Raw genomic sequence first — 14,802 nt, 5'->3', positions numbered from 1 at the left:
TGATGAAAGGCTTTGTTTCTTAGCTCATTAATATCCCATTAGCGTGTCCTGATTTCAGGGTCTTAAGCAAGCGACTTGGTGAGTTAGGTATCAAGGTTCCGCGGTACAAGAAAACAGGGGAGTATGGTCGACGAAATTACTCTGAATTAGGAGAGCATCGTTACCAACGAACTTTTGGTGATACAACATGCGCGTGATTTTTCCCGTCAACAGCAAGAGACTATGTTGGCTAGTGGAGTGCTCAATAAAATGACATCACTGAAAATGCCTCAAAGCCGTCGATCTGCCTAAGTTTTGTGGAAGAAGACTCTGCGTGGGATTAAGAAACAAAGTCATCATCGATTATTAATTGTATTCTGATTGAAATGCAATTAACATTTGTTTATATAAAATAATATGGAATTTGAATGAAGTTAAAAATAAAATTTTGTTTTTATCTTTTTTTGATATTGATAGGACTATCAGAAGCGAGTATAGCTAGCAATCTAATAAATCATCCTAACCTCAACTTATCAGAAAAGACAACAGAGTCAACAAAAAATATTCCTCATTTTTCTTCCTTAAAAGATAAATCTAAATCGAAAAATTATTACTTATCATTGCAATTAGGTGGGTTTATAGGTCATCAAGGAACTAACCAGGTTATTGAGATCAATGGAACACGTGGGGATTATTTTTCTATTTCTCGTCAAAATAACAGCAACGCTCTTGTTGGACTTGGCTATTATTTCAATACAAAAGAGTTGGAGTATGTTAGTTTCACATATGGCCTCAATGCTTTTTATTTGGCACGATCTAAAATTATAGGTACGGTTACCCAGGAGCAATTATTCACTAACCTTTCATACAATTATTTTATAACAAATTGGCCTATCTATTTTGCAATTAAGACTCTTGTTAAAAATCGGAACAATAATAACCACAATCTAACATTAGACATTGGTATTGGACCTAATATCATTCGTACCAGCAAATTTAATGAGCAGCCACTTCTTGGAAGTATAATTCCTGATAGTATTGTCGCAGGGCAAACAACTACAAACTTTACTGCTATGGCGGGGATAGGTTATAGAGTAAACCATTTCTTTGGGCCTGCTCCACTCGAGTGCGGGTATCGATTTTTTTACTTAGGTCAAACTAATTTACGCAATATTAATACTCAGATAATGAATCATTTCTCAACCGGACAAAGTTATGCTAATGCGCTGTTATGCACTCTAACAATATAATTTTTTAAATAGGATGAAGATGAAAGCCATCAAATTTTTACATGCCTGTTTAATTACGGGCTTATTATTAAGCAGCACAACCACTTTTTCAAATAGCCCAGGAAGTGTTATTGCGGTCACTTATTCAGGTATCCCTCTCGTTGTTGATATTGTTGTGTGTACAAATGTTAACGATCCCATCACCTGTGAAATACATAAATCAACACATAACGAGGTTATTCTTACACCAGTAGTAACAAATTTTTATTATAAATACATGGGGTTCAAAATAATGACCCCTGGATATCTTGCTCAAAATTCTCAAGGGACCTTAATCCCAAATAGTTTTGGTTATGTGCTCACACCAGGATCAGCTTCAGCTCCTGCAGTATCTCAAATAGGAGAAAGTGTCCCCTCATGCAATGGATTGACGGCGATTAACCTAGATGGTGTAAATTGGCGATGTTATGATTTGGCAGCAAACTCTAGGACAAGCTGTATGCTTCCCCCCAAAAATAACTGTGTAGCTGTTGCAGCTACAGTACCAACCAACAATCAAATAAACGACCTATATACAAGATTTAACGTGAACAACAGTCAGAGTATCTTTGCGCAACCTACTAATGCTCTTATCGCAAACCAGCCGAATAATATATTTTTGGGTAATGTTTTACAAATAAATACTCCTGCCACAATAAGTGCAGCAAGCTGGTCAACTGATTGGGGTACTCAAAATTTAATTTTTAGCGCACAGCAGCTTTGTCCTTGCACAATTTAAAATTATTTGGGCGGATCCAACTAGTTAACACAACTTTCGGTATGGTAATGGAGCACTTCTTTCTTTAAACGCTCTTTAACTCGTTGATGTTTATTTATTCCAGGAAATTGTTGATTACCCTAGCGCTCACAATCATGACAATAAAGTTTATAGGTTTATATCGTATCATCGGTACAAAGCCGGTAGAAAATTCTTATGTGATTTTTGCCCAGATGATAGGCAAACCTTCAGAGTAGCCAAAAACAGCGGCTATATAGACCATGGTCTTCATTTTAATGAATATGGCTATCTAATGAAAAAAGTGGTTGCCGTATCAGGCGATATCCTCTCTGTGACAAAAATTGGGATTTAGAGCTATAAAGAGCGAAATTAAACCAAAGATTGAAAAAATTGGGTTATGATAAACCCCTAATAAATCGGTTATAACATCAGTAACCCCTCAGGCCCATGACCAGTACCCAATTCATCAAAAACATTGTCAGTACTTATCTATTGCAATATAAACTATGGTTTTGGCATTGAGTTATTAACTATTGTTCTTGAATGGGTAGGCTTCTCTTTTGAGTTATCAAAAAAGCACATTGTGCGCTTCATATCTATGGCTTGGGATAATTCACTGTTTTTATCTTTTAGTAATTTATCTACATCCAAGTCATTATCTATAGCTTTTACAAGAGCATCAATAATTCTACTTAATTTTTTGCTACTGTTCACCCAACGAGGATTGTAGCTATTTGCACCTATTTCTAACCGATTTATGATTTCGAGCAATTTTTGATTTTTATTAAAATGTTCTTTAATTTGATCAATACCAGGAACTTCAGAAACCAACGTACTTAAATCATCCATAGATTTCTTAAAATCGTAGCCTCTGGATTGTTCTGGTATATGGCTGACTTGCATCTCACGCAAGTCATCAACTAGCTTTTTAAGCTTGTCTTTCTGATGCATGGGGCCTTCAAATACAAACCGAGCTAATCCATAATATCTGTCAATAAAATCGTTCGACCTCCATTTACTTGTCACACGCTCTTTCCAGACCCGATCATCTCCAAAAGCAGTTGCACAGCAAAATAGTTTTCGATTTTCAATCAAATACAAACAGAGTTCTGCTTGCTTTTTTGACATTCCCTCATGAACTAATTTTTCTAAGTTTATGGCTGGCTTTTCTACATAACGATTGTTAAGCCAATTGTTTTTCTTCAAAAGTCCTACTGAAGTCGAGTTAAGATATTCTTGGGGATAAAAGCTAAAGTGTGTAAAAGCATTAGCATCAAATATATATTGTTTTACCTTATCGATACTTAGTGTTAAATTAGGTTTTGGCATTGTTTACCCCATTTTGAACCATTAATACACAGAATTAATATAACTATATCAAATATAAATTAAGCTAATATTAAGACAATTTAATCGTTAATGATGGTTTTTTTAGGTCATTTAGTGCAATTTGACCACGAATTACCAATGATGAGTATCCAAAGAATTTAATACGACCACTTAAGAGTTGGCTGATACAATCGGTGTTAAAATGTGACTTTCAAGAATTTTCTATTTCTAATATTTACATAGCCTTATTTAATTTGATCTCTTAAAAGATTAAACACGTTTTGATGTGAGAGCTTCGCAGTTCTTATCGGGTAACAATTTACTGGTGGAAGATAACTCCAATTCTTGAACGGTTTTTTTTAAAAGATTTAGGCAGTCTTGAAACATCACCTGATGCTCAGTGCCCTGGCTTTTCAAAAGAGAATTGGTATCAACATTAGGACTTGAAAATTTTGAACCAGCAATATAACTTGGGTCTTTCAAAACCAACTCCATCTCTTTTTCAGCTCGAATATACTCGTTGACAAGTTGCTCAACAGAAAGTCCTGGAATCATATTAGAATCTTCAAATATCACAGGCATTAAATTTTCACGCATAAGCAAATATTGCATCAAGAGCATGGAATAGGTCCGTCCAACCCCATCATCAAATGGATGAAATAAAACCACGTGTTTTAAAAAAGTGAAAATTGAAACTAGTTTTTCCTGTTTGCCTATGGCTTTTTTTAGGGAATTTTCAAGTTGTTGAATGCAATCTTCATGTACTCTATCTAATAGACCTCCTCCATTTTCTGAAGTGACGTATTGAATATGCATGCCTTCTTTTGCAGCCATCCAAATCTTCTTTGCCAGCTCCCCAGGATCGTGGTTTTTAAATGAGGAATAGGTCGTATAAGAACGTTTTCCTTTCTCCTTCTGAACCCATATTTCGATTTCACTGCTGTTTTCTTTTGGGGACGATAGTTCTATAAACAAAGGGTCCTCCTCGAACATTCGGTTCTTATCAGTCAGGTATTTTCCTTGAATAGATTTCAAATAAACAATGTTTTCTAATAGTCCTTCAAAGGAGTCACATCGTTCAGGGATCAAATCCCAAGCCGCAACATTTTCACTCTCTCGAAAGCACCCTGGTTTAGTGCAGTTCCTTGTTTTTTTCACATTTTTAAGGCACGTGCCATGCAATTTTTTAATAAATTCCACATTAAATTGACTGTTTTGCCTGATGCCATCAAGTAGAAAACATAACCCTTTAGTCATTCCTAACAAATAACCAGGTTCTTTAGACTCAAAACCCACCCACCCCCTATGCATGTCTAAAAAATCTTTTAATTTTTTCTCTTCTTGTCCTTCTGAGTCTAGATTAAGAAAATCAAATACTGATGAGCTGCCGCGGCTAATTTCCCACAGAGTATCCTCATAATCTTCTAGAGTAAGCTCTTTAAATAACTCATGTTCCAATATCGTTTCTAAAGACGTTTTTATTAACTCATCCTCACTAATCCCCATCAGTTGTTTATACACAAAGCGGTACAATGATTCTCGGTAATCATAACGAGAGCGTTCAACAAAAAAACGCCAAAACTCTTGTACGGGAAATGCTTTTATAAATTTCACCGTATCGCTGCTCTTAATTTCATGATCCTTTGAGAAAAACATGATTATTTTCCGTCGTACTCTTATGTTAAAAATATATACCGTTAATTATGCATTTTATGTGGCCTTGAAAGTCCTTCGTTAACATGTTTTTTTTGATGCAAGCTTTTTGTGTGGGGCTTCTGTAGCTTCATCGTATTCATAGTCAGTGAAAGGGTCCTCATCCTCTATGCGGTTTCCTTAATGCCTTCAGCAAATGGGACGTCCATTCTTTCATTTGTCCATGCGCCGTGAGTATAGCTTACGTACTTGCCGAGTTTTCTATTGGAAGTGGGGGAAATATCAGTAGATGTTCTAATCCCTGCTTTTTTGAAACGCTCCTCAATTTTAACAAAAACGTCTATCCATTTTTCAGCATCGAACTCCGGGTTTGCGTTACCATAAATGACAAGCTCTCGCCCTATCATGGTTTTTACGTCATTATTTTGCACACGATTTGCTTGTGCTTGAGTCATGATTTTAAATGTCCCCAAACTCATTTGATTAGCCACCTCTGCAATGATAGGAAAAGCTTTTGAGACGTCGTCCTTATGAATGGATAAATTGAATTTCCAATCAAATTCGTCTATTTTCTTAACTGGCGGCTTGGTGCGTTCATAACGTATCCAACGGTCGCCTTCTCCAGAAAACGCATGAAATATCGAAAGTTTGAAACCGAGGGCTTCGTGATTTTCTTGTCTATAACCTTTTTCTCCACATTGCTCTTCAGGTTCTTTGGAGAAGTAGCTACTTACGATGTCCTGGATATTAGCGGATTTAAAAAATGAAAGGCTTTTCTCTAAAACGCTTTTTGTAACACTGTTTGCAGAACTTGAAAATTTTTGAAAGAATGTATTACTCTGACGTTGATGCTCTAAGTGTTCTTTTTCTGCTGCATCAAGCTTTACAATTGCTTCACGCGCTGAGGGAGAAAGAGGGCAATCTTTTTGCACCACATCTAAAATATCCAACAGTGTCCTTTTAAATGAGCCCCATTCTCTTGCAGCCAACATCTTGTCTTTTGACAATATTTTAGACAGATATTGGATATAAATTTCTCTTAAAACGAGTAAATTCATTTTGTTATTTAATTCTTCTGGCGAATAGGGAGCATATCCAGCTAGGGTGCACAGGCTATTTAAGGTCTCTGAATGCAAATTGTAACAGACTCGCTTCATTTGCTCATTATCTAAAAAAAGCTCTAACTCGGGGTTATCACCTTCTTTCTTAATTTGCCACATAACCGTTTCTATTATTTTTTTAAAATTTGTTTCATTGATAGGAATTTCTTTGAGCTTTGGATTAGTGTCTTCATGATAAAAATACAGTTTATTGTCTTCAGTAATAACGTAAGCTCGTGCTATTCTCCACTTTTCTGTTGATTCAATCAACCTAAGCATGGTCGCCTCATCCAGTCCTGATTTGACTTTCATTAAACTAGTGGAGGGCTCATGATGAATGCACTTGTTAAGACCTTTTCCTAGAAAATCAAGTATTTGCGAGTGAATAAATAGGTTTAAATCAACAGTGCCTCCATATTCTTTTTCGAGGGCAGTTAATTTTTCCATGATTTCAGCAGATTTAAGGCGATTATTTTCTTTAAACAATACAGCAAGCGGGTTTTTTATTTTTAAATCTTCGCATGAGTCATGTTGTTGATAATATCCTGCCACAAAATCCTTAGGAAAGAATTCTTTAAAGACGCTGGATAATGATTTTAAACCCTTTACGGAGGGAATTTTTTCACAATGCGTTTCGAGTTTGTAGTATAAGGGGGTGCCATAAAGACTCTTTTTAAAAAATTCCTCGTATTCAGTTCTTGGTTTTGATGCTACAAGTAGTAGATATTCGTTCCTTAATAAGAGTAAAGATTTTAAATAATGAGCAGGCACGCTTGAAATTGCTTCAAAAGAGTCAAAAGCTCCTCCAATTTTATACTTTTTAGTGATGACAAAAAATAATTTTTCAATGTAATCCATTTTTTCATCGACGCTCATGGCCTCATTATCAGTTATTTCTTTTTCAAAGTCAGGAACCGTACCCTCATCGATTAATCTCAGTAAAGGTAATCCCTTTAAAAGTTTTTCGTAGGACTTTTCCAGCATTGGTTTTATTGAGGCATCCAGTTTATCCACTATGTTTTTGCGTCTTTGATTGATGTATTTAGTTGATTGCTCCTTGGACTGGTCGAAATGGTATTTCTTTTTATGTAATTGAATAAATACATCCGGGTCAAGGTCAAAATCTTTGGATTTTTTAAGGGCCACTTTCATGGCCTCATAAGATTGCCCCATCGCGATAACTTTGGTAGGCATATCACATAACATCACCCAACTGATTTTATCCATATTATCCAGTTTGACTTTTCTCTTTTTTGTGTAACCTTCTTCTATTTCGATTTCTTTGGTTGACTTAAAGGACATCTCTTCTTCGTACTGCGCTGGCAAATAATCAAAAGCATGGTCGTATTTACTGAGTTCGCTAAGAACCGCCAGAGTGTATACCGAGCAGTTGAATTCGTCCTTTTGCAGTCGAGACTGACAAGATTTGATTTCGAATTTCAACCCTTTTTTAGTTAGTTCTTTATACAACAACTCCAGAGCCTCCATGTGTTTGGGGTCGGCTGCAGATTCAAAACAAAAAACTCTATAGACACCTGAGCTGTCTCTTTCTACATCAAAGCCAATCGTGTGAGCGCCATTCAAGTGACTGTACAAATACTGTTTCCTATCCCCCAAAGCCAAACCCGTGATGGCTTTTGCAAGTTTTCTTGCCGTGGCCTGTGAGGCATAATCAGTACATCGAATGGATATCAGTTGCCCAGAGCGTCCTATTTCTCGCAAGCGACGGTTTTTGGCTTTCAATATGGGTGTTATTTCTTGGGCTTCAAAAGGTTGTCTATCTCGTTTATATCGCACTGAATCATAAACCTTGCATAAGAACATATACTCATCGCTTGAAAAATCACCCGACTCATAGGTCGTCAATTTTTTCTTGTCCTGCAGCTCCCTTAAGTGTTTTGTTAAAATAAGATGGACGTTTTTGACCAATTCCTTAGAGAAATCGTTGTTGGTGTTGCATGATTGAATTGCTTTGCGTAATTGATATTTGATAGATGAGTTAAAATGTAGCCAATAAGCCAGACCCTTTTCGTCTTTTTTACTGATTAAACTAGCCAACTCTGACTCTGGTGGCTCTGTGAATAGTGCTTTTCTTTCATGGCATCCAATAATTAATTTTGCTAGCTCAATGGAAGATACCTCATTATCCGATGGTGCTGTAGATAGTATGAACTCTGTTTTTCCTGTACCCATGATCTTCAACCTTAAATTAAGTTATTAAGTTATTGTTTATTTATATAGCACATAAATAGTCATTTGTGTACAAAAAACACCCTTTCTTTGGAAGTATCCCAAGGAGGTGAAGAGGTCGGCAATGAGGTCCGTTCGTTTATATCCTCAGGATCATCGACGCCCTCGGCTGTTCAGTTCATTTGTTTGTTAATAGAGAGGTTCTGCATATGCGTTGGTGCACCCTGTCTTTACTTTAGGTTTCAGCTTCTTGTGATAGTCACTCGATTCAAATCATTCTTCCAGCATAATGCCTTTTTCACCCTTGTATGCTGCTCGGTAACGTTTAGACAAATTTTTAAGTAAAGCCCCATCGATAACTTCCCCACAACAATTGTCCGGTTTATTTTTTGTTTCGGTAACATTGCTTATGAGGCAATTCGTTAGGTAGGTCATGGCTTGATATTTTCTGAACATAATGTATACTGTATGTATAATTTGTTTGTATTAGTATTAAAATGCCTCTAATCCTAAGTGCATTTTCAGCCGTTAAAGAAGCCAACTTGGTAAAACTAAGTCCGAAGCAGAAAGAGATTGTTGATAAATACTCCGAAAAGTTACTGCGCGCTCAATACAAAGCTCATCAACCACGTACATTTGAGTTAGCAGTAAAAACCATGAAAGTGCAACTCGAACAACTATCTGTTTCGTTGAAAGAAATAAATTTAGAGAAGATGCCAGATAAAGACAATCGTCGCCGTGAAATGATTCAAAAAATCGAGAACGATATAAAATTCATTGAGAATTGTACTAAGGGAGATTTTGCAAAGAATTATCAAGATCTAAAGAAAGAGTTTTTGAAATATTTACAACACCCAGAAAGTAATAGCTCGCTTGATAAAACTGGAAAACTTTTAGAAAAAGATGATCCATTTACCCTGGCATATATTGAAGACGCATTGGAACACCACTACTTGGACAGTGGAGACCCTGAACAATTAGCCAACTTGTTTTTGTTGATGAAATTAAAAGTTGCTTATACATCAAGTCCAGTGGTTATTCCAAGTTTGCCACAGGACGTATCCCTGCTTCAATTACATGGAGAAGTTGAAAAACAACGCTTGTTAGCGATAATTGATGGACAAGAGGACTTGGCTCGTGCGTTAAAGTACTTATCGATTGGATGCACTACAGTAACCGCGAAAACAGAAGAATTACGGGAAGGGATCATTAAGCATGGAACAAGGTTACAGGCCTATCGACATCAAGAAAAATGCTGTGAACTAGGCGGTCGGGTTGTTCTACATTGTAGTCAAGCAATGCTTCCCGGAATGGGTTTAGAAAAAGGAATGTGTTATGGCTTAGCCTGTCGTTGGGCAGAGGATGTTATAAAGAAAGATAGTTTTATGGGCTTTCGAGGTAATCAAGAGGTATTTATTCAGCCAACCAAAGCAACGGATAGAATTCTACAGGCAATACCGAGTTTTAATGATCTTGTTCGTTTTGATCCTAAAATCTATGAAACTCATCGGTCTCAAAAAGAACATGTCGATCAGAGTTATGAGGATAATGTAGAACTCAACCCAGAAAAGCAATTCGAAAAATTCACCGATCGTATAATGCTTGAAGTAGGCAAATATACTAATACAGCCACCTTTGTTAGTTATTATAACAGCAAAGGTGCGGGACATGTTGTTGCTATTCATAAACGAACAAAACCGACGCCCCAAGGCTTCCTAATCGACTATTTCGATGCTAATTCAGGTTGGATGCAATTTAAAGACGATGAGAGTTTTAAAACATTTTTTATCTATTATTTAAATGATCGACATGAAAAAGAGAAACTTACGAGCATAGCTTTTGAAAACAAGTTTTATAAATCTTCCTACTCGCATATTTTCGATTCGCTCTCTGAAAAAGCACCACAAAGTACTCCTCAGAGACAAAGAGCACACAGCTTGTCAGCAAAAATGGAAAAAAGCACTAGCCAAACAAAGTCTGAAATAAGCGAAAAAGTTGAAAGCGTCAAAACAACTGAGAAAATCGAAAAAAACGATGAAGAGCAAAACAACGTTATTGTCAAACGCAGTTTATGACATTAATTGGGTGTGTCCATTTAATTACGCTATTTCAGTCTAATGTTAATTATTTAAATATTTTACTTTCCAAGATAAGGACTCAGATTCATTCAGCGACAGTGTTAATGAATAGAATATTTTTTTGGAAAGTCATATTCTTTGACAGTGATGCCGCCTCGGCAAAGGCGGCATCAGACTTTTATTTTGGATTAATTGTTACAATTTGCTCTTGGGCATCTTGGATAGACATTGGTTCAGTAAATCCATCATGGTCTTTTTTCATTTTGGCAAGAGTTACTTCTTTTAAGGTAACATATCCAAGATGAGGTTTTTCCATAACCAGTTCATAATCATTGGTTTTGGTTTCTTTTTGGATATAGCGTTGAGCATCCCCTTTTTTGCTAAAAAACTTAGTGTTTGAGTTGAATGACTTCTTAATATCATCGTCAGATACTTTTACTTCTTTGCCGTAAAAGACAGCGGCTCCATCAAAAAAAAGAGATGTAGCGGGCTTTTGATACACTACATTATCACCAACAGTAAAAAAATTGCTTCCCTTAGAAAGAGCCAAAACACCTAAATCTTTTGCCTTAGGATTATTCCCTAGGAAGTGAGTGACTAGGCTAAACAATTCTGTAGAGCTGAGTCGCAAGTTCAAAAGTGACTTTAAATCAAGAAACGGCAATAGTTCTTTTTGAAAAATGTCTGGGCTAATGTTTGACGTTAAGCCACCGTTATTAGATTGACTTACTGAAATTATTTGTTTGCTCTTTTTACTTTCTCCCGTTTTACCGTTTTCTGGATTGCTAATCGACTTCAAAAATTTCCACATATTTCACCTATTAATTTAACAAAAACACTAACTGGATTTATATTGTACATTAATTGCACTATAATTACAATAAGTATCTATATAAGCAAATTGCCTCATAACCAACCTCACTGAAGAATAAAAATAAACGGAACCATTGTCATGAGGAAGTTATCGATGGAGCTTTACTTAAAAATTTGTCTAAACGCTACCGAGCATCATAACAAGCGTGAAAAAGGCATGACTCTGGAAGAATGATTTGAGTCGAGTGGCTATCACAAGAGACATGCTATTCGATTGCTCAGTGCAGTTCTGTAGTATTCCAAAGTTATCAATGTTACAAAGAAGCCCCAGTGAAACTTTAATCGGCCGTAGGTAAACTCATTTTTTCAGATTGAGAACTAACACTTATACAACTTGAATATTGCGGCTGCCCCTGCTCAGGGTGAAGTTAGTTTGACAGTTCATTGAACTTTTTCGAAAAGAGGTATTTCAAATATTTTCCATCCGTCTTGTTTGAGGATTTGACTCGGGAAAACTTCTGCAAAAGTTGCTTGTGTACAAGCTTTCTTTGTCAGGATTTGGCGTAAAAAAATACTATGTCTATTATTATAAATAAGTAAACAACTATTATTTATTGTATGAATAATAAAGAAACCATCTCTGATGAGCTACGAAAAAAATTTTGTGAGAATATTGTTCCTGTATTATCGGTTATTCATGAAGTTAATGGAAGAACAATAAGGGATTGCTGTTTAGACACTGAAAAATTTGAAGATAGAATTAAAAGTTATTTCTCAAGTATTTCACCTGTTATGATTGATAAGACAGTAGAAAGAGTACAAGATTTATTTGAAGGGTCATTTATCATTGGTGAGTCCCATTCGCATATCAGCCCCAAACGAGTACTAATTGAAAACATGAAAAAAATGAAGGAGTACGGGTATGAAATCTTATTCATGGAACACTTGTTTTACGATACTGACCAAAGCGATCTAGATAAATTCTTCGAGACTGGTGAGATATCCACCTACTTAATGTCTCGTCTTTATGAGATGAATCGGAGTGGAATGAGACATTCTTTTGGTCCAGCTTCAGGAATTACATCTCCATTGTGGCAGCAAAATGATTATACATCAGTATTAAGAGCTGCTCGTGAAGCGGGTATTCGGGTTGTTGGAATTGATATAAGTACAGTCTATTACAGCCAAAAAATCGGCATTGATGATCAGCATCTAGACAATACTAGGGTCAGGTATATGAATTATACTGCTGCTCAAATCATGGAGCGTGAAAGTCACTCTCTATCTAAAGGTAAAAAATGGTGTTGTTTAATGGGAAATGTACATGTTAGAACCTTTGAAAATACGCTAGGTGTTTCAGAGTTATTGGGTGTACGCAATGTCTACATTTTTGATCTCCCCGACTGGAAAAACTCTACTAAACCTCTCAAAGGTGAAATAGAACTTGAGAGTGAGTTTATTCACTCTAATGGACAGCAGATATTTATAGGGGATGTGATTTATCAAACGGATCCGCGATTTAAAACATCATTATTTGATGCTCAACTTGAGCACCCCAGCTCAGTGTACAAGGAAAAATTAGCCAATATGTCGCAAGAAAAATTACAACTCACTGAAAAAGACGTTGAATTGGCAATCAGATATCTAGCCAATCTGGATATTATTGAATTAGGGAAAATATTTGGACTAAATGAGAAGGAATTAGATAAATCATATCATTTTGTAGAAAAAATAACACCCGTTAATCCCAAAAAGAAGATTGAACAAAATACTTCATTTAGTATCCTTCTGGAGAGTAACTATTCTACTCAAAAATCATACATTCTTTATGTTTCAAAAGATCAGTTGCTGCAATTCTCCTCTATGCAAAAAGAAATAAAGCTTAAGATGAATTAATTTTGAAGTCCCAAAAGAAACGGTAATTGCCCCTTAAAAGACTTCTACAGGGTAAAAAAGCATATCACCTTTAAATCAAATCACACAAGGAAGCCCAATATTTGACCAATTGTGACGCGCTGCGCTATAATGTATTTAATTCAATCATTTTGCGCGTTAATAGACAATATCATGAGTTACTTTAAAGGTTTTTTTAAGGGGCGTGCCCCAAGCTCTAAAAAAGTTTCAGTTTCATCTAAACAAAGTAATAATTCCTCAATAACAAAAAGAGGTGAAAACTCACTTTTCTCCAAGATAGGGAAAAAATTGAGTCAATTTGTGAATCCTACCGTTGGACAAAAACTATGGGAATTACAACGCTTTCGTATTCTGTTTCGTCTTGATGCTAGAGCGCCCCAAGAAATATTCAACAAAAAGGGATTTCAAGCGATTCATCCCGCAAAGGTTATTTTAGATATTACCAAAAGTGAGCTAGAGGATTATCAGGAGCGTAGTCTAAATGCACCAGGAATCGGTTGGTGTCCAGACCTAAAGACTCTCGTCAAATTTGCACAAGCGAATGCAGCCTTTTGGTCAACTAGATATCTTTACGTGGGTATTGGCTTCGCGTGTGACTTGACCGAAGCAAAAATTGAGATAGGAGGGACAGAAGTTTCCAGTTTTGACTCTGAAAAAGAGCAATTAACGTTACAAACGGTAGATCTTACGAATGTGCTAGTATGTATCGCTCCAAAAGACTTTAAGCGCTTAGGAAAGGGCTTTCCAGTAGATAATTTGATGGCAAAAATCTTAAACGATGGTTCTGTACCTGAAAAAATAGAGGTACAAGATCTTGAGGGGGTTAAAAATATTTTAGTTTGGTTGGTAAGTAATAATTGCATACAAAAGGCTGTGGAAGTTGTATTACAATATGCCGCGGGTAATTCTTCTATACCTCTAAAAAGAGAGCTAACTCACTTGAATAAAGAAGAACCCGAATTGTGTAACTTATTAATGGAAGGAGTGTATAATGCACTTAAACAAGAGTCTATTGTAGGGATAGATGCATCGAAAGTTGAAGAAATGCTTAGTGAAGAGCTGCCATTAGTAACGAATAGGGAGAAAACAAAATATCCTTGATATACAATCAAGGTAGTTTGGGAATCCTTTTATAAGACAATCTAAGGATGTGAGACTTGTTTTTATTTTTTGTATTATAAATAAATTTTTGTTTAGTATAAACAAGTAGGAGACTGTCATGGAATCAAAAAACGAAAATTCTTCCATTATCTTTTCAAAACACATTGATGCAAAACAAGCAGACCTGATGCTGGACGCTGCGGGAGCAAGGCAAAAACCCAGTAAAGAAAAGTGGCTCTTAAGGGAAAGCTCTGTTGATGGGCTGTTGACTATTTCCTATTTTAATCAAGAAAGGAATAAATATTACCATCTGCGAATTGGATTTAAAGACGAAGAATGGCAATTAGCCCCTAATGAGGATAAAGAAGCTGAGGAGTTTATGAAAGAAGCACAAGCTGTTTTCAAAAATGCACTTCCTGAGAATAGTCATGAAAGTTTGCTTGATTTGTTAACTGAAAATGGTTTTGACTTAAATAAACAAGTTCGCCCAAAGCCTAATCAGTCAACACGCGAGAGTGTTCATCTAACTGTGTCACCTCATTGATTATCTAAGTTTCAGGTTCATACGGTCTTCAAAATAAATATGGAGCTGAGACGCGATAAGCGCCCAATTGTGCATGGGCTGACTCCATTTTTCC

11 protein-coding genes are annotated in these 14,802 nt (G+C 36.1%); 6 read left to right on the top strand and 5 right to left on the bottom strand.

Annotated elements, in window-relative coordinates; genetic code table 11:
* Positions 1–407 precede the first annotated feature (407 nt).
* Positions 408–1,229, top strand: a complete 822-nt coding sequence (locus tag ACWTEW_RS19360; protein ID WP_050598488.1) for a hypothetical protein — start codon at positions 408–410, stop codon at positions 1,227–1,229.
* 19 nt (positions 1,230–1,248) lie between these two features.
* Positions 1,249–1,986: a hypothetical protein gene (locus tag ACWTEW_RS19355; protein ID WP_028378576.1), complete on the top strand. Its 738-nt coding sequence runs from the start codon at positions 1,249–1,251 to the stop codon at positions 1,984–1,986.
* 504 nt (positions 1,987–2,490) lie between these two features.
* Here ACWTEW_RS19355 and ACWTEW_RS19350 read toward each other — a convergent pair.
* From ACWTEW_RS19350 to ACWTEW_RS19335, 4 genes are all read right to left on the bottom strand, one after another.
* Positions 2,491–3,315 (bottom strand): hypothetical protein, encoded by an 825-nt coding sequence (locus ACWTEW_RS19350; RefSeq protein ID WP_028378577.1) that lies wholly within the window; start codon positions 3,313–3,315, stop codon positions 2,491–2,493.
* A 270-nt stretch (positions 3,316–3,585) separates the two neighbouring features.
* Positions 3,586–4,971 carry a hypothetical protein gene (locus ACWTEW_RS19345; RefSeq protein WP_028378578.1) on the bottom strand — a complete coding sequence of 462 codons (1,386 nt, stop codon included), beginning with the start codon at positions 4,969–4,971 and terminating at the stop codon, positions 3,586–3,588.
* Between the two features lie 164 nt (positions 4,972–5,135).
* Complete coding sequence (locus ACWTEW_RS19340) at positions 5,136–8,261, bottom strand: hypothetical protein (protein WP_454780198.1); 3,126 nt, start codon at positions 8,259–8,261, stop codon at positions 5,136–5,138.
* A 270-nt stretch (positions 8,262–8,531) separates the two neighbouring features.
* Positions 8,532–8,714 (bottom strand): hypothetical protein, encoded by a 183-nt coding sequence (locus tag ACWTEW_RS19335; RefSeq protein ID WP_028378580.1) that lies wholly within the window; start codon positions 8,712–8,714, stop codon positions 8,532–8,534.
* A 41-nt stretch (positions 8,715–8,755) separates the two neighbouring features.
* On the opposite strand from ACWTEW_RS19335, the gene lem8 reads away from it, so the two are divergent.
* Positions 8,756–10,333 carry a Dot/Icm T4SS effector Lem8 gene (gene lem8, locus ACWTEW_RS19330; protein ID WP_028378581.1) on the top strand — a complete coding sequence of 526 codons (1,578 nt, stop codon included), beginning with the start codon at positions 8,756–8,758 and terminating at the stop codon, positions 10,331–10,333.
* A 181-nt stretch (positions 10,334–10,514) separates the two neighbouring features.
* On the opposite strand, the gene ACWTEW_RS19325 is transcribed toward lem8, so the two are convergent.
* On the bottom strand, positions 10,515–11,147 hold the full coding sequence (locus ACWTEW_RS19325) for a hypothetical protein (protein WP_028378582.1): 633 nt from the start codon (positions 11,145–11,147) through the stop codon (positions 10,515–10,517).
* 620 nt (positions 11,148–11,767) lie between these two features.
* Between ACWTEW_RS19325 and ACWTEW_RS19320 the strand changes: the two genes are divergently transcribed.
* From ACWTEW_RS19320 to ACWTEW_RS19310, 3 genes are all read left to right on the top strand, one after another.
* Positions 11,768–13,045, top strand: coding sequence for a membrane-targeted effector domain-containing toxin (locus tag ACWTEW_RS19320; protein WP_028378583.1), 1,278 nt, complete (start codon positions 11,768–11,770; stop codon positions 13,043–13,045).
* 306 nt (positions 13,046–13,351) lie between these two features.
* Complete coding sequence (locus ACWTEW_RS19315) at positions 13,352–14,164, top strand: hypothetical protein (protein ID WP_454780197.1); 813 nt, start codon at positions 13,352–13,354, stop codon at positions 14,162–14,164.
* Between the two features lie 118 nt (positions 14,165–14,282).
* Positions 14,283–14,708 carry a hypothetical protein gene (locus ACWTEW_RS19310; protein ID WP_454780196.1) on the top strand — a complete coding sequence of 142 codons (426 nt, stop codon included), beginning with the start codon at positions 14,283–14,285 and terminating at the stop codon, positions 14,706–14,708.
* The last annotated feature ends 94 nt before the right edge of the window (positions 14,709–14,802 follow it).

It is taken from the genome of Legionella stuttgartensis (assembly GCF_977063405.2).
The sequence above is the reverse complement of the archived record's forward strand: the minus strand, read 5'-3'. Positions and strand labels throughout refer to the sequence as shown.

Bases quoted from the DNA above. Each gene is read 5' to 3' on its own strand.
- lem8 (WP_028378581.1), top strand. From the start codon at position 8,756: ATGCCTCTAATCCTAAGTGCATTTTCAGCCGTTAAAGAAGCCAACTTG.
- ACWTEW_RS19340 (WP_454780198.1), bottom strand. From the start codon at position 8,261: ATGGGTACAGGAAAAACAGAGTTCATACTATCTACAGCACCATCGGAT.
- ACWTEW_RS19335 (WP_028378580.1), bottom strand. From the start codon at position 8,714: ATGTTCAGAAAATATCAAGCCATGACCTACCTAACGAATTGCCTCATA.
- ACWTEW_RS19350 (WP_028378577.1), bottom strand. From the start codon at position 3,315: ATGCCAAAACCTAATTTAACACTAAGTATCGATAAGGTAAAACAATAT.
- ACWTEW_RS19360 (WP_050598488.1), top strand. From the start codon at position 408: ATGAAGTTAAAAATAAAATTTTGTTTTTATCTTTTTTTGATATTGATA.
- ACWTEW_RS19310 (WP_454780196.1), top strand. From the start codon at position 14,283: ATGGAATCAAAAAACGAAAATTCTTCCATTATCTTTTCAAAACACATT.
- ACWTEW_RS19355 (WP_028378576.1), top strand. From the start codon at position 1,249: ATGAAAGCCATCAAATTTTTACATGCCTGTTTAATTACGGGCTTATTA.
- ACWTEW_RS19320 (WP_028378583.1), top strand. From the start codon at position 11,768: ATGAATAATAAAGAAACCATCTCTGATGAGCTACGAAAAAAATTTTGT.
- ACWTEW_RS19345 (WP_028378578.1), bottom strand. From the start codon at position 4,971: ATGTTTTTCTCAAAGGATCATGAAATTAAGAGCAGCGATACGGTGAAA.
- ACWTEW_RS19325 (WP_028378582.1), bottom strand. From the start codon at position 11,147: ATGTGGAAATTTTTGAAGTCGATTAGCAATCCAGAAAACGGTAAAACG.